This window comes from Streptomyces sp. CNP082, assembly GCF_059570535.1.
Map to the genome: position 1 here is coordinate 1 of NZ_JCANSZ010000083.1, position 20,568 is coordinate 20,568.

Below are 20,568 nucleotides of genomic sequence, written 5' to 3' on the forward strand. Positions count from 1 at the left end.
ACAAGAAGCGCAACGTCGTCGAGCGGGCGATCAATCGCCTCAAGAACCACCGGGCCGTGGCCACCCGCTACGACAAACGCGCCTACGTCTACCTCGGGACCATCACCGTCGCAGCCCTGGCCATCTGGCTCCGCACATGATCCGAGAAACAGAACCTAGACGCCGCGGCCTACGACTGCTGGACCATCAGCCCGGCAGGGTGACCCGAGCCCAGACGGTCTTCCCCAGCGTCTCCCGGTCGTGGTGCCCCGTACATTCCGCCAGCGCGGAAACCAACTGGAGCCCTCGGCCCCGTTCGTCCTCGGGCCCGGCGGCGAGCATGCGGGGCGGGACGCGGATCGCGTCGCTCACCTCGACGAGGCAGTCCCGCCCACGCAGGGTGAGCCTGACCATGAACAGCCTGCCGGGAGTGCGGGCGTGCTGGACGGCGTTGGCCGCCAGCTCACTGCAGATCAGCACCACGTCGTCGGCGGCGTCTCCGCAGCAGCCCCACCCGGCGAGGACCTTGGCGACCTGGGCACGGACGAGACGGACGCTCTTGGCGGAGGGGGTGAAGAGCATCTTCCACGTGGTGGTCATGGGCGGGCTCCAGGCCGGTTGAGCAGTTGGACATTGGGCTGGACAACTACGGTGCGTAGCGGATTGACTACGAGTGTGGCGCAGGGGGAGCCGTGTGACGACGGTCACACGGGTTCGGCGCCCAGGCCCACGGCAGTAGTTCCAGACCCTCATCACAGGAGATCGACGCATGCCACCACGACGAGCAATCAGCGGACGAAGCCAGCAAGCACGCCAGCGCTTCGCGGAGGAGTTGCGGTTACTACGGACGAAGAGGGGAGAGAGTCTGCGGCAGCTCGGGGAGGCGCTGGGGTGGGACCCGTCGCTGTTCCACAAGCTGGAGACGGGGAGCACGATCGGCAGCCCGGAGGTGGCGGAGGCGCTGGACACGCATTACGGGACGACGCCGCTGGTGCTGGCGTTGTGGGAGGTTGCGGCGGCGGATCCGACGCAGTTCAAGGAGCAGTATCAGAGGTACATGACGCTGGAGAAGGAGGCGACGAGCTTGTGGCATTACGGGGTGAGTAACCTCCCCGGCCTGCTCCAGACCGAGGAGTACGCACGCGAGCTGCTCTCGGCGGGCGGCGCGAAGGGCAACGAGCTGGAGCAGCAGGTCGAGGCCCGCATGAACCGTCGCATGCTGCTGGACAGCGAGCGTGAGCCGCACTTCCGGTCCATTCTCTCCGAGGCGGTGCTGCGCACGCCGCTGAGCGACCCGAAGGCGTGGCGGGAACAGTTGGAGTACCTGCTGGAGATGGCCGAGCACCCGAGAGTGACGATCCAAGTGCTGCCGTTCAGCGCCGGGCTCCACGGACTCGACAACACCGACGTCATGTTCCTGCGCCTGCCCGAAGGGCGTACCGTGGCGTATACGGAAAATGCCCACCGCGGCGAACTCGTCCAGGAAAACGGGTCAGTTGAGCGTTTGCAGCTCGCGTACGATGCCGTCCGCGACCGAGCGCTCACACCGGCCGAGTCGCGCAAGCTCATCGAGCAAACGTTGGAGGACGTCCCGTGCGACGCATCGACCTGAGTACGGTCACCTGGCGCAAAAGCAGCTACAGCAACTCCGACGGCGGCCAGTGCATCGAGGTCTCCGACGACTTCCTGCAGACCGCCGCCTGGCGCAAGTCGAGCTACAGCGACACCACCCACGCTGAATGCATCGAAGTGTCCGACGACCACCCCGCCCTCGTCCCCGTCCGTGACAGCAAGGACCCCGACGGCCCCGCCCTGATCTTCGAGGCCGCCGCCTGGTCCGCCTTCGTCACCGCCGTCAAGTCCGGCGAACTCTCCGCCTGACCGCGTGCATCGGACGCCGACCACCCCGGCCACCCACGGCACGGGGAGGGCGGCGTCCGCGCCACGCAGAACCGGCGCCGGAACCCCCGCCCCCTCCCCCCTCCCCCCACTCCGCCCACTCCGTCCAGCCCTGCCCCCGGCGCACCGCGTGTGCCGGATCCGGCGAGGAGCTGCCGCAGCAGGTGCTCAGTGGTGACGCACGGGCCGCCGGCCCGTTCCGCGCGGTCGGCCGCCCCGCGCGAATCTAGATACACTTCATGCATGTCGGAGATCATGGGGATTGCAGAAGCACGTGCCCGCCTGGGAGAGGTCTGCCGCAAAGCGGGGGTGAACCGTGAACGCACGGGGATCAGTGACCACGGTCAGCTCATCGCCGTCGTGATCAGCCCACAGGAGCTGGCCGATCTCGAAGACGACCTCGCCCTCGCACAGAACCGGGTGAACGAGCTACTGGGCAGCCCAGAACGCACCTCCACCATGGACGAGCTGAAGCAGGAGTTCGCGGCTCAGGACGAGATGAGCAGCCGGCACACGCAAGGAGCCGCGTGAGCGCGGAGATCGTCTTCCAGCCCGCCGCCAAGCGCTCACTGACAAGGCTGCGCAAGGACGACCCGGCGGGCGTCGACCACGTCCTCGATTCCGTCAACCTTCTCAAGCAGAACCCGCGTCCCGCGGGCGCACGCCCGTACGGCAGCGACACGTTCCGCCTTCATGTCGGCAGGTACCGCGTGCTCTACTCCATCAAGGACGGATCTCCCGTCGTCATCTCCGTCGAACTGGTGGGCCGGATCCCCTGATCTCCTGCCCGCCGGCGTCAGAACCCCGGCGGGGCCGCGCCACGGACTCCCGCCCGGCCCTCGCCCCGCCGGCACCCCGCTCTCGGGCGGTGGGGTGCGTCTGGTTGAGCAAAACTCGGGCCACGCGGGCGATTTGACCCGGTTTTGAGGGTGGGTTGCCGCGTGTTTGCCACGGTGACGTTCACCGGGGCGGGTTGGGTGGCGGCTGGCACGCCTGAAGGGGTGCGGGTGCGTGTACGCGGGCAAAAGTCAGGCCGCGTGGGTGGTTTGTCCGCGTTTGGTTTACGGGTTACCCAGAGTTTTCCCCGTCGCGTGCACCTGAAGGCTGCCGGGGGCCGCTCCAGGCCGTTTCCGGGGGCCGCTGCACGGCGGCACCACCACACCCAACCCCGTTCCAGCCTCGCGGTCCGGCGCCCCACCACACCCGGCACTCAGTCCGTGGCGTGTCCCGTCGGCCGCGTAGTCACCTACCGAGTTCAGTCCGGCTTCCGCCGCGACCGACCGCGGCCGGTCGTCCTCTGCCGCCGACGGCGTCGGCCGTCGTTCGCCGTCAACCGCCCCTTCGCCAAGGCGGCCTGCCCGCCGTGACCCGCACCGCTCGCCGGAACACCATCCGGCGCGGCAACCGCTCGTGCTACACATACGCCATGAGTCTGGCGGTCAAGGGCATCTCGTACGTCACCGGCGAGGCCGAGGGCGATGCCCTGCGGGACGACCTGCGGGCTATCCGCGAGGATCTGCGCTGCACCGCCGTCATGCTCATCGGCACCGACGTCGGTCCGCAGATGGAGGCTGCCCGTACCGCCCTCGGGCTGGGGCTCGACGTGTACGTGCGGCCCTACCTCGCCGACCGTCCGCGTACCGCCCTCCTCGCGCATCTGGCGGAGACGGCCGAGGCCGCCGAGCAGTTGCGCGTGGAGTATCCGGGGCGGGTGACGTTGCTGGTGGGCAGCGAGTTCTCGCTGACGCAGCGCGGCATGCTCCCGGGTCCGCGGGTCTTCGTGCGCCTGCAGATCCTCGTACGCCGGCGCTGGCGGCGCCTGTTCGACCGCCGCATCACCCGCAAGCTGCGGGTGCTGCTCACCGACGCCCTGGCCACCGCCCGCCGCGGCTTCCACGGTCCGGTCACCTACGCGGCGGGGCACTGGGAGCAGGTCGACTGGTCCGACTTCGACGTCGCCGGCGTCAACCTCTACCGCTTCGGCGACGACCCGTCCGCCTACGAGCGGCAGCTCGACGACCTGCTGCGGCGAGCCGAACAGGCGGGAAAGCCGGTGGTCATCACCGAGTTCGGCTGCGGCGCCTTCCGCGGGGCCGAACGCCGCGGGCCCGGTTCCTTCCGCATCGTGCGCTGGTTCGCGGTCCCGCCCCGCATCCGGCCCGGCCACGTGCGCGACGAGCACGTCCAGGCCGCCTACCTCGGCGAACTCATCGACCTCTTCGCCGCCCGCGGCGTCCACGGCTGCTTCGTCTTCACCTTCGCCATGCGGGACTTCCCCCACCTCGACGACCCCTCCCGGGACCTGGACATGGCCGGCTTCGGGGTGGTGAAGGTCTCCCCCGGCGACACCGCGCAGTGGGCGCCCAAGGAGGCGTATCACGAGGTGGCCCGCCGCTACGCCGACGAGGCCGACGAGACCGACGACACCGACGACGCCGGTCGGCAGGGGGAGCCGGACATCGGCGCCCCCGGCGGGAATCCGTAGCCGCGGATCCCTCATCCCGGTCAGTTCAGCGCCCGCAGGACCGCCCGCACGACGCCCGTGATCCCCCGCCAGAGCCATCCGAACGCCCCCGCCGACACGGCCAGGTCGGCGCCCTCCGCCACCGCGTCCGTGCGGTCCCCGCCGGGATAGCACCGGGGGCAGGAACGGGGCCAGCGGCGCTTGTGCCCGCCGCACTTCTTGCACTTTGCCATGCGCGCATTCTCGCTGTGCCGCCGCGCCCCCTCGTCATCGCCCCGGACACGCCGGCCCCGCGCTCAACCCGCCAGATCCCGGGCGACGATCGCCGCCTGCACCCTGTTCGCCACCCCCAGCTCCGCCAGGATCCGGCTGACGTGGGCCTTCACCGTCGACTCGCGGAGCCGCAGCATCGCCCCGATCTCCGCGTTGGTCATGCCGTCCGCCACCGCGGACAGCACCTGCCGCTCGCGCGGCGTGAGCCGTGCCGCCGCCTCCCGCGCGGCCCGGCCGCGGGTGGGCTCCGGGCGGTGGAAGCGGCTGATGACCGTGCGGGTGACGGTCGGCGAGAGCATGGCGGCGCCCGCGGCGACCACGTGGACGGCCTGGAGGATGGCGTCCGGCGGGGTGTCCTTGAGGAGGAAGCCGGCGGCGCCCGCCGCCAGCGCGCCGTAGACGTACTCGTCGAGGTCGAAGGTGGTGAGCACGATGACCGCGGGCGGGTCGGGCAGCCGGCACAGCGCGGCGGTGGCGGCGATGCCGTCCATGCCGGGCATGCGGATGTCCACCAGGGCGACGTCAACGCGCCGGCCGCGGGCGGTCGCCACCGCGGCGCTGCCGTCCGCCGCCTCCCCGACGAGTTCGAGCCCGTCGTCGGTGGCGATGAGGTCCCTCAGCCCGGCGCGTACGAAGGCGTCGTCGTCGACGACGAGGACGCGGATCACCGGGCCGCCGCCGCGCTCAGCACGCGCGGGTCGTCCGCCGGGTGTACGGGCACGGGCAGTTCGGCGGTGAGCACGAAGCCGCCGCCGGCCGTGCGGCCGGTGGCGAGTGTGCCGTGGAGGGCGCCCACCCGCTCGGCGATGCCGACCAGTCCGTAGCCGCGCGGCGGGCCGCCGGACGGCTCCACCGCCCCCGGACCGAGCGCCCCGGGACCGGCCGCCCCGGATCCGGGCGTCCCGGCCCCGGCCGCCCCCGGTCCCGGCGCCCCGGGCTTCCGCGCCCCCGCCGCCGCCACCGCCCCCGGCGCTCCGGCGCAGGCGTTCTCGGCGCGTATCGCCACCCGCGTCCTGCTCACCGTCACCGTGAGGTCGACCGGTGCGCCGGGCGCGTGTTTGCGGGCGTTGGTGAGCGCCTCCTGCACGATGCGGTGCGCGGCGAGGCGGACGGCCGCGGGCAGCCCGGCGAGGTCGTCGGTGCGGGCGCGGACCCGGGTGCCGGCCTTCTCGGACTCGGCGATGAGGGCGGGCAGGTCGTCGGCGGTGGGGGCCAGCGGGACGGGGCCCTCGTGGTCACGCAGTGCGCCCAGGAGGTCCCGTAGATCGTCCAACGCGTGCGCGCTCGTCGTACGGAGGAGGTCGAGGCGTTCGCGTACGGGGTCGGGCAGGGTGCCGCCGCGGCGCTGGAGCACGCCGGTGTGCAGCACGAGCAGGCTGAGCCGGTGGGCGAGCACGTCGTGCATCTCGCGGGCGATGCGCGCCCGTTCCGCCATCCGCACCTGCTCGTCGCGCAGCCGGTTCGCCGCCTCCAGGTGTTCCACCTGGCGCGCCAGCGAGCCGGTCAGGTCGCGCTGGCTGCGCGCGGCCAGGCCGACGGCCAGCGGCACGGCGAGCACCGCGCAGGGGAACAGCATGACCTGCGGCATGTTCACCAGCTCGCGGAACGGACCGAAGGCCGCGGGTACGAAGACGGCGCCGGTCAGGGCGACGGCAGCCGCCCGGGACCGCCACACGGTCACCGCGTACAGCGCGACGAACACCGGCCAGAGCTGGCTCTCCAGCAGGAACCCGGCGCCGGTGACCGCGGCCACCGTCACCGGCATCCGGCGGCACAGCGGCAGCGCCGCGCACAGCGCGACGGCCACGGCGGCGCTCGCGGCCGGATCGGCGACGAGGCCCGCCTGCCCGGTCAGCGCCGAACGCACCGACTTGACGACGACGAAGACGAACCCGGCGGCCAGCAGCAACCGGAGCTGCGGCGGCGTCAGCGGCACGCGGCGCACGTGCGGTTCTGCGGTGGACATACCCGCATCGTAAGCAGCGCCGCTGACAGGCACATTCGACGAAAGTCGGGGGTCGGTGCCGGGCGCCACCGCCGTTGGTCGGTGCGGGGCGCCTCCGGGCGGCGGATGCGGCGCCCGGTGCGGGGGCCGGAGGGTGGTGCCGTACCGCAGGTCGAGGAGGGACAGCAGATGCAGGACGGCAGGAGCGGATCGGTGGGACGGCGGAACGTGCTGGGCGGGGCGGCGGCGGCCGTGGCCGCGGCGGGCGTGGGCCTCGGGGCGGGTGCGCGGACGGCGTCGGCGCAGGAGCGCGACCCGCGCCCCGGCGACGGCGGGCGCGGCGACCGCGGCGGCCGGTACGCGGGGAAGACAGTCCTCGTCACCGGCGCCACTTCCGGTATCGGGCGGGCGGCGGCGATCGCGTTCGCCGCGGAGGGTGCGCGGGTCGGGTTCTGCGGGCGGCGCGCGCATCTGGGCCGGGAGGTCGAGCAGCAGATCCGGGCGGCCGGCGGCGAGGCGACGTACCTCAGGGCCGACGTGCGACGGCCCGAGGAGGTGCGGGGGTTCGTCGACGAGGTGGTGCAGAAGTACGGCGGGCTCGACATCGCGCTCAACAACGCGGGGATCCAGAAGCCGTTCACGGACCTGCACGAGGTCTCGGTGGCGGACTGGGACGACGTGACGCTCACCAACACCCGCGGCATCTTCGTGGCGATGAAGTACGAGATCCCGCACATGCGGGCGCGCGGGGGCGGCGTCATCCTCGTCACCGGCTCGTCGAACCAGTACGCGACCCGGCCGGGGCTCGGCTCGTACACGGCGAGCAAGAACAGCGTCTCGGGTCTGGTGCAGGCGGCGGCCATCGAGAACGGCACGCACGGTATCCGCGTGGTGGCGCTGGCACCGGGGATGACGGACACGCCGATGCTGGACGTGCACCGGCCGCCGGGCGACACCGACGAGCAGTGGGCGGCGCGGAAGGCGGAGTTCGGCCGGCAGGGGATCGACGCCTTCAAGCGGATGGCGACGCCGGCGGAGATGGCATCGGCGGCGCTGGCCCTGGCGTCGGAGGACATGGGGTTCCAGACGGGCACGACGGTGGTGGTGGACGGCGGGCAACTGGCGGGCCTGTGACGCCGGGCGCCTCGCCGGGCGGCGCGTCGCCCCCGCGCACGGCGACCGCCGCCCGCCACCGGGTGTGCCGGACGGCGCCGTAGCCGCCGGGCACACCCGGCCCACGGTCCGGCTCAGCCGGCCCGCTCCACCACCGGCAGCGCGGCCTCGATCGCGGCGTACGTGGCGCCGTGGTCGGCCAGCACCTCCGCCGGGATGCCGGGGGCGGCGGCGAGGGCGAGCAGGATGTGCTCGTCGCCGATGGCCCTGTCGCCCCGCCCCAGCGCGATCCTGAGGGAGCGTTCCAGTACGGCCTTGGCGTCGGCGTCGAACCGGCTGCGTCCCCGCCGCCGCGTCCGCCGCCGGTCGAGGGCGCCGGGGCCGTGGGAAGACTCGACGCGGTCGACGACCGCGTCGACGTCGATGCCGATCCCGGCCAGGGCCTCGGCGTCGGACCTGGTGAGCCCGCCCCGCCGCCGCGCCTCGTCCAGGCCCCGCTCGACCCCGGCCCGCCGTGCCTGGTCGTCGATCCCGGCCGCGGCCAGCGCGGCGGCTCCCGGGGTACCGGATCCGGCGAGGAGCTGCCGCAGCAGGTGCTCGGCCGTGACGTACGGGTCGCCGGCCCGTTCCGCGCGGTCGGCCGCGCCGCGGACGAGGTCCCTGGCGGCCTTGGTGAACCGTTCGAACATCAGCGCCTCCCGTGCTTCTTGTGCACCGCCTGCCGGCTGACCCCCAGCTCGGCCGCGACCTCCTGCCACGACCAGCCCTGGTTGCGCGCACTGCGCACCTGTACGGACTCCAGTTGCTCCAGCAGCCGCCGCAGCGCGGCGACGGCCCGGAGCCCTTCGCGGGGATCGGCGCCCCCGGCCCGCTCGGCAAGCTCGGTTGCATCAGTCATGACGTCAACCTACGTTGACATCAGGGCTGATGTCAACATAGGTTGACAAGGGAAGCGCGATACCGCGCCGAGTCCTCTCAGCGCGTCAGGACCACCTTGCCGAACAGGTCCCCCGCCGCCATCTTGGCGAAGCCCTCCCGGGCCTGGTCCAGCGGCAGCACCGTGTCGATCACCGGCCGTACGCCCTTCACCGCGCAGAAGTTCAGCAGCCCGGCCAGCTCCTCCTTGCTGCCCATCGTCGAGCCGACGACCTTCATCTCCAGGAAGAAGATCCGCTGCAGCTCCACCGCCGGCGGGTTCGGCCCGCTCGTCGTGCCGGAGATCACCACCGTGCCACCGGGGCGCAGGGACTTCACCGAGTGGGACCACGTCGCGGCGCCCACCGTCTCCAGGACCGCGTCCATCCGGTGCGGCAGGCGCGTGCCCGGGGCCACCGCGGCCTCCGCGCCGAGGTCCTCGGCCCGCTTGCGCTTGACCTCGTCGCGGCTGGTGGCGAACATCCGCAGCCCCGCCGCGGCGCCCAGCACGATCGCCGCGGTGGCGACGCCGCCGCCCGCGCCCTGGACCAGGACGGAGTCGCCGGGGCGTACGCCCGCGTTGGTGAAGAGCATGCGGTACGCCGTGAGCCACGCCGTCGGCAGGCACGCGGCCTCCTCGAAGCTCAGCTCCTTCGGCTTCGGCAGGAGGTTCCAGGCCGGCACGGCGACCTGCTCCGCGAACGTGCCCTGGTACCGCTCCGAGAGCAGCGACCGCGGCTCCTTCGGGCCCACCCCGTGGCCGGTCTGGCCGATGACGGAGTGGACGACGACCTCGTTGCCGTCGGCGTCGACACCGGCGGCGTCGCAGCCGAGGATCATCGGCAGGGCGTCCGCGCCCAGTCCGACGCCGCGCAGCGACCACAGGTCGTGATGGTTGAGGGAGGCGGCTCTGACGTCGACGACGGCCCATCCGGGCGGGGCCTGCGGCGCGGGCCGCTCCCCCAACTCCAGGCCGGCAAGCGGCTCGTCGCGGTCGATGCGGGCAGCGTAAGCGGCATACATGACCATGAAGTTACGCCCCGGGGCGGGGGCCGTACCAGCCCCCGCCCCGCCAAGGGAGCTTTGTCACCCGGCTCCGGGCGGCCTCACAGCGCCCGGGAGAGGAACGCCTTCGTCCGCGCACCGCCTCCGGCGCGGTGCCGGAACCCGGGGGGCCCGGGGGCCCGGCCGGATAACCGGCAGAACACGCTCACCCGGCACCGTCGCACAACCTCCCCGCCCGGGCCCGCCGCGCACAGCGCAGCGTCACAGCACCTTCGACAAGAACGCCTTCGTCCGCTGGTGCTGCGGGTTCGTCAGCACCTCCCGCGGATGCCCGGACTCCACGACCGCGCCGTCGTCCATGAAGACCAGCGCGTCCCCGACCTCCCGCGCGAACCCCATCTCGTGCGTGACGACGATCATCGTCATGCCCGACTCCGCGAGGTCGCGCATCACGTCCAGGACCTCGCCGACGAGCTCCGGGTCGAGCGCCGAGGTGGGCTCGTCGAAGAGCATCAGCTTCGGCTCCATCGCCAGCGCCCGCGCGATGGCGACGCGCTGCTGCTGGCCGCCGGAGAGCTGCGAGGGGTAGTTGGACGCCTTGTCGGCCAGGCCCACGCGGTCCAGCAGCCGCATCGCGCGCTCCCGCGCCGTCGCCTTGGACTCCCGCTTGACCTGGACCGGCGCCTCCATCACGTTCTCCACCGCGGTCATGTGCGGGAAGAGGTTGAAGCGCTGGAACACCATGCCGATGTCCTTGCGCTGGGCGGCGACCTCTTTGTCCTTCAGCTCGTGGAGCTTGTTGCCCTGCTGCCGGTAGCCGACGAGGTGGCCGTCGACGTACAGCCGGCCGGCGTTGATCTTCTCCAGGTGGTTGATGCACCGCAGGAAGGTGGACTTGCCGGAGCCGGAGGGGCCGACGAGGCAGAAGACCTCGCGCGGCGCGACCTCCAGGTCGATGCCCTTGAGTACGTGGGTGAGCCCGAAGGACTTGTGGACGCCCTCGGCTCTGACCATGGCCGTCATGGCGGTGCTCACCTCGTTCCCTTCATCCGCGGCCCGGAGAAGACGCTCCGCCGGATCTTCTGCCACGGAGTCAGCGGCAACTGGCGTACGGAGCCCTTGGCGTAATGCCGCTCGATGTAGTACTGGATCACGCTGAAGACGCTGGTCATCGCCAGGTACCAGATGGCGACGACGATGTACATCTCCATCGGGTTCAGGTTGGTCGCGGAGATCTCGTTCGAGACGAAGGTCAGCTCGGTGTACTGGATCACCATCGCCAGCGACGAGGTCTTGAGCATGTTGATGAACTCGTTCCCCGTCGGGGGCACGATCACCCGCATCGCCTGGGGCAGCACGATGCGCCGCATCGTCTTGCCCTTGCTCATGCCGAGCGCGTGCGACGCCTCCGTCTGGCCCTCGTCGACCGACTGGATGCCGGCACGGACGATCTCGGCCATGTACGCGGCCTCGTTGAGCCCGAGGCCGAGGAGCGCCGCCACGAACGGGGTCATGACGTCGGTCATCTCGTTCTTGTAGAGCGGACCCAGGTTGAGGGTCTGGAAGACGAGACCGAGGTTGTACCAGAGCAGCAGTTGCAGCAGCACCGGGGTGCCGCGGAAGAACCAGATGTAGAGGTTGGCGAACGCCGAGGTCACCGGGTTGTCCGAGAGCCGCATGACCGCGAGCACGATGCCGAGGACCACACCGAGCAGCATCGCGAGCACGGTGATCAGCAGCGTGTTCCCGGCGGCCTCGACGACCCGGTCGGCGAACAGGTACTCGGGGACGTCGCCCCACTCGATCTTGGCGTTGGCGAAGGCGTAGACGAGCAGGCCGAGGAGCGCGAGGACGACCGCGGCGCTCACCCAGCGCCAGGGGTGGCGCACGGGGATCGCCTTGATCGCCTCGGGCGGCAGCGCGGTGGCGGCGCCGGTCTTCGAGGGCACGGGCCCGGCCGGTTGCTTGTCGGCCGGGCCCGGGTTGGTCGGGTCGGTCACGAAAAAACTTCTCTCTGGAACGGCTGCGGGCGGTGGTTACTCGTTGCCTCCGTTGACGGACGCCTTGTCGATGCCGCCCTGGGTGACGTTCCACTTCTCCAGTACCTTCTGGTACTCGCCGTTCTCGATGATCGCGTCCAGCGCCGTGGCGAGCGCGTCCCGCAGCTCGGGGTTGTCCTTGGAGACCGCGATGCCGTACGGCGCGGCGTCGATCTGCTCGCCGACGACCTCGAAGTCCTCACCGCCGCCCGACTCCCGGGCGTTGTAGGCGGCGACCGGGAAGTCGTTCAGGTCCGCGACGGCCCGGCCCTGCTTGACCTGCTGCAGCGCCTCGGTGTCCTTGGTGAACGGCAGCGTCTTGATCGGCTTGTCGCACTTCTCGTTCTGCGCCTTGGCGATGTCCGCGCTGACGGTGCCCCGCTGGAAGGCGACGGTCTGGCCGCACAGGTCGTCGAGGGTCTTGATGCCCTCGGGGTTGCCCTTCTGGACCAGGATGGAGACGCCGGCGGAGAAGTAGTCGACGAAGTCGACCTCGGCCTGGCGCTCCTTGTTGTCGGTCATCGACGACATGATGATGTCGAAGCGGCCGGAGTCCAGCGACGGGATCAGGTTGTCGAAGACGTTGTTCTGGAACTGGAACTCGACGCCCAGCTCCTCGCCGAGCGCGTTGGCGATGTCGATGTCGACACCGGCGGGCTTGCCGCCCTGGTCGAACTCCATCGGGGCGTACGCGATGTCCGAGCCGACCTTGATCACGCCGGCGTCCTTGAACTCCTCCGGCAGCGCGCCGGGGGCCGCGTTCGCCGAGGTCTTGGTCTCGCCGCCGTCGCCGCTGTCGCCCCCGTCGTCGGTCTGGTCGCCGCAGGACGAGAGCACGAGGGCCCCCGCGGCGGCGAGTGCCCCGACGGCCACCAGTCGTGACTTGGCTGCTCCGGTGCGCCGGGTGGTGCGAGGGGTCATTGCGGGATCCTCCTGCAGGGGGGTGAACGGGGGTCAGAAGTTCACGGACCCGGACGCGACAGTTGGTGCGCCTGGGGCGGATGTCGACACCTGCCGACGACGGCATCTTTGCATCCGGAAGACATGCCTCAGGAAGGCTGCCGGGTCAAAATCCGATAACAGGTTCGGTAGTGAGACGTAGATCACGTTTATGCGTAACGTCAATACCACGCGATTCGCCACTTTTCGCACCATACGCAAGGACGCATGCCTATGCGATAGGCCTCCACTCACTCTCGCAAAGGGACTCGCACGGGGCGCTCGCCTTCCTGTACAACAGACACTTACACCCCAAATCCGGGGCCCAGGGCGCGAGTGCGGCGCGCCCGGTGTCCGGACCTCACCGTGGCCATGGCGATCACTCCGCGGCCAGGCGGCCGGACACGTGCCCGCCCACCTCTCGACCGAGAGGGGTGGTTCCTCTCTCAATGACTGTGACTAAGGGGTCAACAAAGTGGCAGCGGAGATCGTCAACCCTCCGAGCGGGACGGATACGTCCGACAGCCCAGACGACGACTACTTCGATCCGGCCTTCGCCCTCCACCGGGGCGGGAAGATGGCCGTCAAGGCGACCGTGCCGGTCGACGACAGGGAAGACCTGTCGCTCGCCTACACACCGGGCGTCGCCAAAGTGTGCACCGCAATCGCAGAGCAGCCCGAGCTCGTCCACGACTACACCTGGAAGTCCCAGGTCGTCGCCGTCGTCACGGACGGCAGCGCGGTCCTCGGTCTCGGCGACATCGGGCCGGAGGCGTCCCTTCCGGTGATGGAGGGCAAGGCCATCCTCTTCAAGCAGTTCGGCGGCGTGGACGCGGTCCCCGTCGCACTGGACTGCCACGGGGTCGACGAGATCGTCGAGACCGTGGCGCGGCTGGCGCCCTCCTTCGGCGGGGTGAACCTGGAGGACATCTCCGCGCCCCGCTGCTTCGAGATCGAGCGCAAGCTCCAGGAGCGCGTGGACATCCCGGTCTTCCACGACGACCAGCACGGCACCGCCGTCGTCACGCTCGCCGCCCTGCGCAACGCCGCGAAGCTCAGCGGCCGGTCGCTCGGCGAGCTGCGCGCGGTGATCTCCGGGGCCGGCGCCGCCGGCGCGGCGATCGCGAAGATCCTGGTGGAGGCCGGCATCGCGGACGTGGCCGTCGCCGACCGCAAGGGCATCGTCTCCGCGGACCGCGAGGACCTGACCGACGCCAAGCGGGAGTTGGCGGAGCTGACGAACCACGCGGGGCGTACGGGCTCGCTGGAGTCGGCGCTCGCCGGCGCGGACGTCTTCATCGGCGTCTCCGGCGGCACGGTGCCGGAGCGGGCGGTGGCCACGATGGCGCCGGGCGCCTTCATCTTCGCCATGGCCAACCCGAACCCGGAGATCCACCCGGACGTGGCGCACAAGTATGCGGCGGTCGTCGCCACGGGCCGCAGCGACTTCCCGAACCAGATCAACAACGTGCTCGCGTTCCCGGGCATCTTCGCTGGAGCGCTGCAAGTGCGCGCCTCAAGGATCACCGAAGGCATGAAGCTGGCGGCGTCCGAGGCGCTGGCGGACGTGGTCGCGGGTGAGCTGAGCCCGGACTGCGTGATTCCGTCGCCGTTCGACGAGCGGGTGGCGCCGGCCGTCACGCGCGCGGTCGCCGCGGCGGCGCGCGCGGAGGGCGTGGCGCGGCGGTAGCCGGCTGAGCGGCCCGTACGACGCGCGCCCGGCGGGCGGCGTACGGGCCGCGGAGCACGCGAGCGGGGCCGTCCGGCAGGGTGTGCCGGGCGGCCCCGCTGTACGTCGCGGCGCGCGTCGCCCGGGCGGCGCGCGTACGGGCCCGTACGCGCGCCGCCCGCGGCCCCTGCCCCTCAGGCCGCCACCCGCTCCTCAGGCGCCCTGCGCCGCAGCCCGGCGTCCAGGATCGCCGGCGGGTCGTACGCCATGTCCAGCCGCCCGACGCCCGTGCCCGGCGGCACGATCGCGTCGATCTCGTCCAGCATGCCGTCGCCGAGCGTCGTCCCGGCGCCCGCGAGCAGGTCGTCCAACTGCTCCATGGTGCGCGGCCCGATGATCGCGGACGTGACGCCGGGGTGGGAGATCACGAAGGCCAGCGCCATGTGCGTCAGCGACATGCCCGCCTTCTCCGCGAGCGGGAGCAGTTGTTCGACGGTGTCGAGCCGGCGCTCGTCGCCGAGATACCGGAAGCCGAAGCTGCCGCGGTGGGTGGTGTTCTCCCGCCCCTTGCGGTAGCGGCCGGTGAGCATGCCGCCGGCCAGCGGGCTCCACACCAGCGTGCCGATCCCGTAGCGTTCGCAGACGGGCAGCACCTCGCGCTCGATGCCGCGGTCGAGCAGCGAGTACTGCGGCTGCTCGGTACGGAACCGGACCAGGCCGCGCCGCTCGGCGACCCACTGCGCCTCGACCAGGTCGGAGGCGGGGAAGGCGGAGGTGCCGACGGCCCGCACCTTGCCCGCGCGCACCAGGTCGGTGAGGGCGGAGAGGGTCTCCTCGATGTCCGTGTCCGGGTCCGGCCGGTGGACCTGGAACAGGTCGACGTGATCGGTCCCGAGCCGGCGCAATGAGTCCTCCAGCGCACGGACCAGCCAGCGGCGGGAGCTGCCCCGCCGGTTGGGGTCGTCGCCCATGGGCAGGTGCGCCTTGGTGGCGAGCACGACGTCGTCGCGCCGGCCGCCCTTCAGGGCCTTGGCGACGATCTCCTCGGACTCGCCGTGGCTGTAGATATCGGCGGTGTCGATGAAGTTGACGCCCGCGTCCAGCGCCTTGTGGATGATGCGGACGGAGTCGTCGTGGTCGGGGTTGCCGTGGCCGCCGAACATCATTGCGCCCAGGCAGTAGGGGCTGACCTTGATCCCGGTCCGGCCCAGCGTGCGGTACTGCATGGCTCTCCTCCTGCATGGCCTGCGGGTCGTACGCCCCGGTAGAGTGAATACGGAACGTCGTTCAGTTCCGAGAATACGGAACAACGTTCCACTTTTGCAAGAGGAGCGCGCATGCCCGACCGCGCCACGCAGGAGCCGGCCGCCGGCCGCCGCATGCGGCCGGACGTCCGGCGCAGCCTCGACGCGCTGCTGACCGCGGCGGCCGAGGTCTTCGAGGCGGAGGGCGTGGACGCGCCCGTACGCCGCATCACGGCGAAGGCGGGGGTGGGGGCGGGGACGCTCTACCGGCACTTCCCGCAGCGCTCCGACCTCATCACGGCCGTCTTCCGCAAGGAGGTCGACGCCTGCGCCGCCGCCGCGCCCGCGCTGGCCGCGCAGCACGAGCCGGTCGAGGCGCTGGCGCAGTGGATGCACCGCTTCACCCGGTTCATCGCGGCGAAGCACGGGCTGAAGGCCGCCCTGCACTCCGGCGACTGCGCGTACGAGAGCCTGCCCGGGTACTTCAAGGAGCGCTTCGTCCCCGCCCTGGCACAACTGCTGGATGCCGCCGCCGCGACCGGCGGCATCCGCCGCGACGTGTCCCCCGAGGACCTGCTGCAGGCGCTCAGCAGCGTCATCGACCCCGACGACCCGGAGTACACGCGGCGCATGATCGGGCTGCTCGTCGACGGGCTCCGCTACCGCGCCTGACCCCCGTCCGCCCTGCCGCCCGTCCGGCGGCCCGCCGGGTCAGCGGCTCAGCGCAGCCCCAGCACCGCCGCGTCCTGCGGCGACGCCCAGACCGTACGGGCCTCGGCGAAGCCCGCCGCACGCAGCGTCTCCGCATGCCAGGCGGGCGGCTGGACGTCGCCGTCCGCGTGGCCCTCGTTCGGGTCGTTCGGGTCGCCGAAGATCGCGAAGCGCTCGGCCGCGGGACCGCCGAGCACCGGGTCCGCGGCGACCACGCGCCACCAGTCCGCCCAGTCCAGCACCCCTTCGGCCCGCTCGCGGTCCTGGCGCACCTTGCTCCAGTTGCGTACCGCCTCGTTGATGCCGGGCGTGGCCGGGTCGGGCATGTGGTCAGCGTTGATGAAGATCCCGCCCTCGCGGACGACGCCGGCGACCTGCCCGTAGAGCGTGGCGAGCTGGTCGGAGAAGAGCCAGTGCAGCGCGGTGGAGGTGAGCACCGCGTCGTACGAGGCGTGCGGCAGCCGCGCCGTCCAGTCGGTCTTGGCGAGGTCGGCGGTGACGAACTCCGCGCGCGGGTCGTCCGCGAAGGTGCCGCGCGCGATGGTGAGCAGCGCGGGGTCGAGGTCGACGCCGGTGGTGCGCGCGCCGGGGAACCGGCGCAGCAGCCGGGCGCTGATGCTGCCCGTACCGCAGGCCAGGTCGAGCACCCGCGGCTCGTGGCCCACCAGGGCCTCGACCGTGTCGAGCAGCACCCGGAAGCGCTCCTCGCGGTCCGGCATGTACCACTCCTGCTGGCGGTCCCAGCTACGCTGCCACCCCTGCCAGTCGGCGCCCACCGGCGTCGCGGCGTCGGTCGTTCCGGCCATTGCTGCCTCCCCTGCCTCCGCTGCGTAATACCCTCTATACGGGATCGTCCATTACGACCCCGCCGCGTCAGCATAAGCCGAGCCCGTAAGGACTGCAAGTGGAACTGGCCTATTACTCCGATATGGCCGTGCGCCTCGTCAACACCGAGGAGCCGCAGCGCGGCACCGACTCGCTGACCTCGCTGGACGCGGCCAAGGAGCTCTTCCGGGACAGCGGCAACTTCACCCGGCGGGCCACCGACGCCGACGTCAGCCGGCTGCGTCAGGTGCGCGGCCGGCTGCGGGCGATCTTCGAGGCGGCCGACGAGGGCGACGAGGTACGCGCCGTGGACATGCTCAACGCGCTGCTCATCGACTTCCCCGTCAGCCCGCAGATCAGCGGGCACGACTTCCGCGACGACGACGGGCGCCCCAAGTGGCACCTGCACATCGCCGAGCAGTCGGCCAGCTCAGGCGCGGGCTTCGCCGCCGCGGCGTGCATGGGCCTGGCCGTCCACCTCACCGACCACGGCGTCGACCGCCTGGGCCTGTGCACGGCCCCGCCGTGCCGCAACGTCTTCCTCGACACCTCGACGAACCGCTCCCGGCGCTACTGCTCCGACCGGTGCGCGACCCGCGCCAATGTCGCGGCCTACCGCGCCCGGAAGCGCCAGACCAGCGGGCGCACCGCCGACGCCGCCCACGAGACCACCGCGGGCACCGAGCGCACGGAACGCTGAAAACCGCCCGGAGGGCGCAACCGCAGCAGCGCGCGGGCGACGACCAGTTCGTCCGGTACGGCGCCGAACTCCCGGCTGTCGTTCTCGACGAACCGGTTGTCGCCGAGCACCCACCAGCCGCCGTCGCGGCGCGCCACCACCCGTTTCACGATGAGCAGATCCTGCTGGAAGGGGTGGCGCACCACCGCCACGTCACCGGGCCGCACCGGCGCCCCGTACTGCACGAGCAACTGATCCCCCGGACGCAGCGTGGGCACCATCGACGGACCGTCGACCGCCGCGAGGCCGAGGCGCTGCAGTCCTCGGCGCCCGGCGTCGTGCCCCCGCTCGTTCACCTGGCCCTGCATCGGGCATGCACCTCCGGCCTGTCGTCCACAAGCCCCAGCCTTCCACTGGACTTTTGACCTAAGCCCTCCGGGGCACTCGCGAATTTTCGTTCCCCACGGAGTAATGTCCCACCTGGAAGACGATCACGAGGAAGGACGGCTGCTTTCCATGTTCTCTCGCCTGTTCGCCCCCAAGGTGACGGTCAGTGCCCACTGCGACCTCCCCTGCGGCGTCTACGACCCGGCCCAGGCCCGTATCGAGGCCGAATCGGTCAAGGCCATCCAGGAGAAGATGCAGGGAAACGACGACCCGCACTTCCAGGCGCGGGCCACCACCATCAAGGAGCAGCGCGCGGAGCTTGCCAAGCACCACGTTTCGGTGCTGTGGAGCGACTACTTCAAGCCCCCGCACTTCGAGAAGTACCCTGAGCTGCACCAGCTCGTCAACGACACGCTCAAGGCCCTCAGCGCCGCCAAGGGTTCCACCGACCCGGCCACGGGCCAGAAGGCGCTGGAGTACATCGCCCAGGTCGACAAGATCTTCTGGGAGACCAAGCAGGGCTGAGCCCTTTTCCGTCTGCGGACACCCGCGCGCCCGTACCGCCACGAACGGTACGGGCGCGCTCGTCTGCCGAGCCGCGGCGCGCAGACCGCCTCCGCCGCCGTGGCAGTTCCCTGCTACGGCAGCGCGCCGACAACTTCCTGCCGCCGCGCGCGCCTTGCCCTGGACTACTTCTTGAGGTCGGCGAGCGCCGCCTCCGTCTCGTCCTTCAGCATCTGCTCCACCTCGCCGGGGGACGGCGGATCGTCGTCCTCGGAGCTTCCGTAGTAGCTCCAGTCCATCTGATAGGTGAACCAGCCGTCGCGCACGGCGAAGCTCATCGAGCGGCTGCTGGCGTCACCCCCGGCGTTCTCCTTGACGAGGTACGCCTCCTCGCCGAAGCCCTTGACCGGCTCGGTCTCGTACTCGTAGTCCTCGTTCGAGCGGTCCTCGAAGCCCTTGTACGTCGGGGCGAACTCGCCGGTGGGGTCCGACTCCTCGTGCCAGACGGCGGTGACGGAGAGGTACGTGGTGGAGTAGGAGTCCGGGTCCGCCTCGCGGTCCGACATGCTCCAACTGCAGAAGCTCTGGTCCACCCCCTCCCGCTGCGACCCCCAGCCGGTGGAGCCGTCGGCGGCCTCGGAGGTGTCGTAGCGCTCCTCGAACGCCTTGAGCCCGGTGCTCTCGCAGAGGTCCTTCTCGAAGCGGTAGCCCAGGACCGGCTCGGGGTCGGAGGACGAGTCGAACCCGCCGGTGGCGAAGAGCGCACCCGCCCACACCGCGGAGGCGGCCACGACGCCGCCGACGCCCCACAGCCAGCCCGGCACGCCCTTCTTCTCCGCGGCGCCGAAGCCGGGCGCGCCCGGGGGCTGGCCGGGCGGCGGGGCGGCGGCGGGCTGGTTCGCGAGCGGGACGCCGGCGGGCATCGTCGGCTGGGCGTAGGGGTACTGCTGCGGGACCGAGCCCTGGGGCTGCTGCTGTGCGTAGGGGTTGGGGTTGTTCTGCTGATACGGATTCGGCGGCGGGCTCGGCGGCGGTATCGACATGTGCGCAATGTACCGCCTGGCGACGGCCTGCGGCCGGGCTCCCGGCGGAGTTCTCCGCGCCCGCCCGTTCCCTCCGGGGCGGACGCGTCGTAATCTCAATTACATGATTACATCGCAGGACACAGACGAGATTCGAGGATGGCTCACCGGGCGGCTGCCCGACGGCCTCTACGCCTCGCCGGTCGAGGTCACGGTCGACCGGGAGGAGATCTGCGTCGTCGGCACGGTCCCCGAGCCCCCGGGGCTCGCGAAGGGCGTGACCGGCGCCGAGCGCGACGCGGCGCTGGACGGGCGCATCGCCGAGTTCCGCGAGCGCACCCGCAAGGAGCGGATGACGGTGGCGCGGGCGGCGGAGCGGCGCTACCGCAGGAAGGTGTCCTGGGGCGCCCAGTGCGGCGGCCGGCGGGAGGTCTTCACGAACGTCTCCGCGCCCGTGATGACCCGGCTGCGCCAGCCGCAGCGGCAGGTGCTCGACACCCTCGTCGCGGCGGGCGTGGCGCGCAGCCGGAGCGAGGCGCTGGGGTGGTGCGTCCGGCTGGTGGAGAGCCACACGGACGACTGGCTGCGGGAGCTGCGGGACTCGCTGGAGCACGTACGGCACGTACGGGCGCAGGGCCCGGACCGGGAGCCGGCCGGCGGGAGCGCAGAGGACGTGCAGGACACGAGCGGCGCGGAGGACGAGGCATGAGTAGCCCTGTGTCAAGCCGCGTTCGGTTGATCTTGGTTGAGGAGGGTCTGGAGGGCTCTGTGCCGGGTGGGGTCGTAGGCGACGCCGTCTTGCCAGCAGTGCCAGATCACGAACAGCCAGGCGCGGGCGAGGATGCGGACGGCGTGTGGGTGGTCGTGTCCGCGGGTTCGGGCGCGGTTGTAGAGGCTGGCGGCCCAGGGGTTGGCGTGGCGGGAGTCTGCGGCGAAGTCGCAGACGGCGTCGCGGA

Annotated in this window: 26 protein-coding genes and 1 pseudogene; 12 read left to right on the top strand and 15 right to left on the bottom strand. The window is 71.6% G+C overall.

Annotated features, from left to right (window positions below; translation table 11 throughout):
• A pseudogene (locus B124_RS34495) lies at positions 1-140 on the top strand (IS5/IS1182 family transposase); the annotation flags it as partial.
• A 46-nt stretch (positions 141-186) separates the two neighbouring features.
• Here B124_RS34495 and B124_RS34500 read toward each other — a convergent pair.
• On the bottom strand, positions 187-579 hold the full coding sequence (locus B124_RS34500) for an ATP-binding protein (protein WP_496506975.1): 393 nt from the start codon (positions 577-579) through the stop codon (positions 187-189).
• Between the two features lie 169 nt (positions 580-748).
• On the opposite strand from B124_RS34500, the gene B124_RS34505 reads away from it, so the two are divergent.
• The 5 genes from B124_RS34505 to B124_RS34525 all read left to right on the top strand — a co-directional run bounded on the left by B124_RS34505 (position 749) and on the right by B124_RS34525 (position 4,363).
• Complete coding sequence (locus B124_RS34505) at positions 749-1,591, top strand: helix-turn-helix domain-containing protein (protein WP_496506976.1); 843 nt, start codon at positions 749-751, stop codon at positions 1,589-1,591.
• Positions 1,573-1,860 carry a DUF397 domain-containing protein gene (locus tag B124_RS34510; protein ID WP_496506977.1) on the top strand — a complete coding sequence of 96 codons (288 nt, stop codon included), beginning with the start codon at positions 1,573-1,575 and terminating at the stop codon, positions 1,858-1,860. The genes B124_RS34505 and B124_RS34510 overlap by 19 nt, the downstream gene beginning before the upstream one ends.
• Positions 1,861-2,121: 261 nt before the next feature.
• Entirely contained in the window at positions 2,122-2,409 is a 288-nt protein-coding gene (locus B124_RS34515) for a type II toxin-antitoxin system Phd/YefM family antitoxin (protein WP_496506978.1), read from the top strand.
• Positions 2,406-2,657, top strand: coding sequence for a type II toxin-antitoxin system RelE family toxin (locus tag B124_RS34520; RefSeq protein WP_496506979.1), 252 nt, complete (start codon positions 2,406-2,408; stop codon positions 2,655-2,657). The genes B124_RS34515 and B124_RS34520 overlap by 4 nt, the downstream gene beginning before the upstream one ends.
• 647 nt (positions 2,658-3,304) lie before the next feature.
• Positions 3,305-4,363 carry a glycoside hydrolase 5 family protein gene (locus B124_RS34525; RefSeq protein ID WP_496506980.1) on the top strand — a complete coding sequence of 353 codons (1,059 nt, stop codon included), beginning with the start codon at positions 3,305-3,307 and terminating at the stop codon, positions 4,361-4,363.
• Positions 4,364-4,383: 20 nt separating this feature from the next.
• Here the strand turns inward: B124_RS34525 and B124_RS34530 are convergent, their stop codons facing one another.
• From B124_RS34530 to B124_RS34540, 3 genes are all read right to left on the bottom strand, one after another.
• Positions 4,384-4,575: a hypothetical protein gene (locus tag B124_RS34530; protein ID WP_496506981.1), complete on the bottom strand. Its 192-nt coding sequence runs from the start codon at positions 4,573-4,575 to the stop codon at positions 4,384-4,386.
• 63 nt (positions 4,576-4,638) lie between these two features.
• Positions 4,639-5,283 (bottom strand): response regulator transcription factor, encoded by a 645-nt coding sequence (locus tag B124_RS34535; protein WP_496506982.1) that lies wholly within the window; start codon positions 5,281-5,283, stop codon positions 4,639-4,641.
• The gene (locus B124_RS34540) at positions 5,280-6,581 is read right to left on the bottom strand and encodes a sensor histidine kinase (RefSeq protein ID WP_496506983.1); all 1,302 of its coding nucleotides are present in this window, start codon (positions 6,579-6,581) and stop codon (positions 5,280-5,282) included. The genes B124_RS34535 and B124_RS34540 overlap by 4 nt, the downstream gene beginning before the upstream one ends.
• Positions 6,582-6,773: 192 nt before the next feature.
• Between B124_RS34540 and B124_RS34545 the strand changes: the two genes are divergently transcribed.
• A complete protein-coding gene (locus tag B124_RS34545; protein ID WP_496506984.1) occupies positions 6,774-7,694 on the top strand; it encodes an SDR family NAD(P)-dependent oxidoreductase in 921 nt (306 codons plus the stop codon).
• A gap of 113 nt (positions 7,695-7,807) precedes the next feature.
• Here B124_RS34545 and B124_RS34550 read toward each other — a convergent pair whose 3' ends face one another.
• The 6 genes from B124_RS34550 to B124_RS34575 form a co-directional block, all read right to left on the bottom strand.
• Positions 7,808-8,362, bottom strand: coding sequence for a Clp protease N-terminal domain-containing protein (locus B124_RS34550; protein ID WP_496506985.1), 555 nt, complete (start codon positions 8,360-8,362; stop codon positions 7,808-7,810).
• A complete protein-coding gene (locus B124_RS34555; protein ID WP_496506986.1) occupies positions 8,362-8,571 on the bottom strand; it encodes a helix-turn-helix domain-containing protein in 210 nt (69 codons plus the stop codon). The genes B124_RS34550 and B124_RS34555 overlap by 1 nt, the downstream gene beginning before the upstream one ends.
• A 77-nt stretch (positions 8,572-8,648) precedes the next feature.
• Positions 8,649-9,611, bottom strand: coding sequence for a zinc-binding dehydrogenase (locus B124_RS34560; protein WP_496506987.1), 963 nt, complete (start codon positions 9,609-9,611; stop codon positions 8,649-8,651).
• Between the two features lie 243 nt (positions 9,612-9,854).
• On the bottom strand, positions 9,855-10,607 hold the full coding sequence (locus tag B124_RS34565) for an amino acid ABC transporter ATP-binding protein (protein ID WP_496506999.1): 753 nt from the start codon (positions 10,605-10,607) through the stop codon (positions 9,855-9,857).
• Positions 10,608-10,624: 17 nt separating this feature from the next.
• A complete protein-coding gene (locus B124_RS34570) occupies positions 10,625-11,593 on the bottom strand; it encodes an amino acid ABC transporter permease (protein WP_496506988.1) in 969 nt (322 codons plus the stop codon).
• A gap of 36 nt (positions 11,594-11,629) precedes the next feature.
• Positions 11,630-12,553 (bottom strand): ABC transporter substrate-binding protein, encoded by a 924-nt coding sequence (locus B124_RS34575; protein ID WP_496506989.1) that lies wholly within the window; start codon positions 12,551-12,553, stop codon positions 11,630-11,632.
• A gap of 493 nt (positions 12,554-13,046) precedes the next feature.
• Between B124_RS34575 and B124_RS34580 the strand changes: the two genes are divergently transcribed.
• Entirely contained in the window at positions 13,047-14,261 is a 1,215-nt protein-coding gene (locus B124_RS34580) for an NAD(P)-dependent malic enzyme (protein WP_496506990.1), read from the top strand.
• Positions 14,262-14,434: 173 nt separating this feature from the next.
• Here the strand turns inward: B124_RS34580 and B124_RS34585 are convergent, their stop codons facing one another.
• A complete protein-coding gene (locus B124_RS34585; RefSeq protein ID WP_496506991.1) occupies positions 14,435-15,466 on the bottom strand; it encodes an aldo/keto reductase in 1,032 nt (343 codons plus the stop codon).
• A gap of 111 nt (positions 15,467-15,577) precedes the next feature.
• Between B124_RS34585 and B124_RS34590 the strand changes: the two genes are divergently transcribed.
• Positions 15,578-16,156 (top strand): TetR/AcrR family transcriptional regulator, encoded by a 579-nt coding sequence (locus B124_RS34590; RefSeq protein WP_496506992.1) that lies wholly within the window; start codon positions 15,578-15,580, stop codon positions 16,154-16,156.
• Between the two features lie 47 nt (positions 16,157-16,203).
• On the opposite strand, the gene B124_RS34595 is transcribed toward B124_RS34590, so the two are convergent.
• Positions 16,204-17,001: a class I SAM-dependent methyltransferase gene (locus B124_RS34595; RefSeq protein ID WP_496506993.1), complete on the bottom strand. Its 798-nt coding sequence runs from the start codon at positions 16,999-17,001 to the stop codon at positions 16,204-16,206.
• A gap of 98 nt (positions 17,002-17,099) precedes the next feature.
• Between B124_RS34595 and B124_RS34600 the strand changes: the two genes are divergently transcribed.
• A complete protein-coding gene (locus tag B124_RS34600; RefSeq protein ID WP_496506994.1) occupies positions 17,100-17,720 on the top strand; it encodes a CGNR zinc finger domain-containing protein in 621 nt (206 codons plus the stop codon).
• Here B124_RS34600 and sodX read toward each other — a convergent pair.
• Positions 17,633-18,067 carry a nickel-type superoxide dismutase maturation protease gene (gene sodX / locus B124_RS34605; RefSeq protein ID WP_496506995.1) on the bottom strand — a complete coding sequence of 145 codons (435 nt, stop codon included), beginning with the start codon at positions 18,065-18,067 and terminating at the stop codon, positions 17,633-17,635. The genes B124_RS34600 and sodX overlap by 88 nt on opposite strands.
• 148 nt (positions 18,068-18,215) lie before the next feature.
• On the opposite strand from sodX, the gene sodN reads away from it, so the two are divergent.
• Positions 18,216-18,611 carry a superoxide dismutase, Ni gene (sodN, locus tag B124_RS34610; protein WP_496506996.1) on the top strand — a complete coding sequence of 132 codons (396 nt, stop codon included), beginning with the start codon at positions 18,216-18,218 and terminating at the stop codon, positions 18,609-18,611.
• A gap of 164 nt (positions 18,612-18,775) precedes the next feature.
• Here the strand turns inward: sodN and B124_RS34615 are convergent, their stop codons facing one another.
• Complete coding sequence (locus B124_RS34615) at positions 18,776-19,633, bottom strand: hypothetical protein (RefSeq protein WP_496506997.1); 858 nt, start codon at positions 19,631-19,633, stop codon at positions 18,776-18,778.
• Positions 19,634-19,736: 103 nt separating this feature from the next.
• Between B124_RS34615 and abmR the strand changes: the two genes are divergently transcribed.
• Positions 19,737-20,321, top strand: coding sequence for an ATP-binding transcription factor AbmR (abmR, locus tag B124_RS34620; protein ID WP_496506998.1), 585 nt, complete (start codon positions 19,737-19,739; stop codon positions 20,319-20,321).
• Positions 20,322-20,332: 11 nt separating this feature from the next.
• Here the strand turns inward: abmR and B124_RS34625 are convergent.
• Positions 20,333-20,568: hypothetical protein (locus tag B124_RS34625; protein ID WP_496502056.1), on the bottom strand; the 236-nt coding region annotated here is incomplete at its 5' end.

Bases quoted from the DNA above. Each gene is read 5' to 3' on its own strand.
- B124_RS34500 (WP_496506975.1), bottom strand. From the start codon at position 579: ATGACCACCACGTGGAAGATGCTCTTCACCCCCTCCGCCAAGAGCGTC.
- B124_RS34505 (WP_496506976.1), top strand. From the start codon at position 749: ATGCCACCACGACGAGCAATCAGCGGACGAAGCCAGCAAGCACGCCAG.
- B124_RS34515 (WP_496506978.1), top strand. From the start codon at position 2,122: ATGTCGGAGATCATGGGGATTGCAGAAGCACGTGCCCGCCTGGGAGAG.
- B124_RS34525 (WP_496506980.1), top strand. From the start codon at position 3,305: ATGAGTCTGGCGGTCAAGGGCATCTCGTACGTCACCGGCGAGGCCGAG.
- B124_RS34530 (WP_496506981.1), bottom strand. From the start codon at position 4,575: ATGGCAAAGTGCAAGAAGTGCGGCGGGCACAAGCGCCGCTGGCCCCGT.
- B124_RS34540 (WP_496506983.1), bottom strand. From the start codon at position 6,581: ATGTCCACCGCAGAACCGCACGTGCGCCGCGTGCCGCTGACGCCGCCG.
- B124_RS34550 (WP_496506985.1), bottom strand. From the start codon at position 8,362: ATGTTCGAACGGTTCACCAAGGCCGCCAGGGACCTCGTCCGCGGCGCG.
- B124_RS34555 (WP_496506986.1), bottom strand. From the start codon at position 8,571: ATGACTGATGCAACCGAGCTTGCCGAGCGGGCCGGGGGCGCCGATCCC.
- B124_RS34560 (WP_496506987.1), bottom strand. From the start codon at position 9,611: ATGTATGCCGCTTACGCTGCCCGCATCGACCGCGACGAGCCGCTTGCC.
- B124_RS34565 (WP_496506999.1), bottom strand. From the start codon at position 10,607: ATGGTCAGAGCCGAGGGCGTCCACAAGTCCTTCGGGCTCACCCACGTA.
- B124_RS34575 (WP_496506989.1), bottom strand. From the start codon at position 12,553: ATGACCCCTCGCACCACCCGGCGCACCGGAGCAGCCAAGTCACGACTG.
- B124_RS34585 (WP_496506991.1), bottom strand. From the start codon at position 15,466: ATGCAGTACCGCACGCTGGGCCGGACCGGGATCAAGGTCAGCCCCTAC.
- B124_RS34590 (WP_496506992.1), top strand. From the start codon at position 15,578: ATGCCCGACCGCGCCACGCAGGAGCCGGCCGCCGGCCGCCGCATGCGG.
- B124_RS34595 (WP_496506993.1), bottom strand. From the start codon at position 17,001: ATGGCCGGAACGACCGACGCCGCGACGCCGGTGGGCGCCGACTGGCAG.
- sodX (WP_496506995.1), bottom strand. From the start codon at position 18,067: ATGCAGGGCCAGGTGAACGAGCGGGGGCACGACGCCGGGCGCCGAGGA.
- sodN (WP_496506996.1), top strand. From the start codon at position 18,216: ATGTTCTCTCGCCTGTTCGCCCCCAAGGTGACGGTCAGTGCCCACTGC.
- B124_RS34615 (WP_496506997.1), bottom strand. From the start codon at position 19,633: ATGTCGATACCGCCGCCGAGCCCGCCGCCGAATCCGTATCAGCAGAAC.
- abmR (WP_496506998.1), top strand. From the start codon at position 19,737: ATGATTACATCGCAGGACACAGACGAGATTCGAGGATGGCTCACCGGG.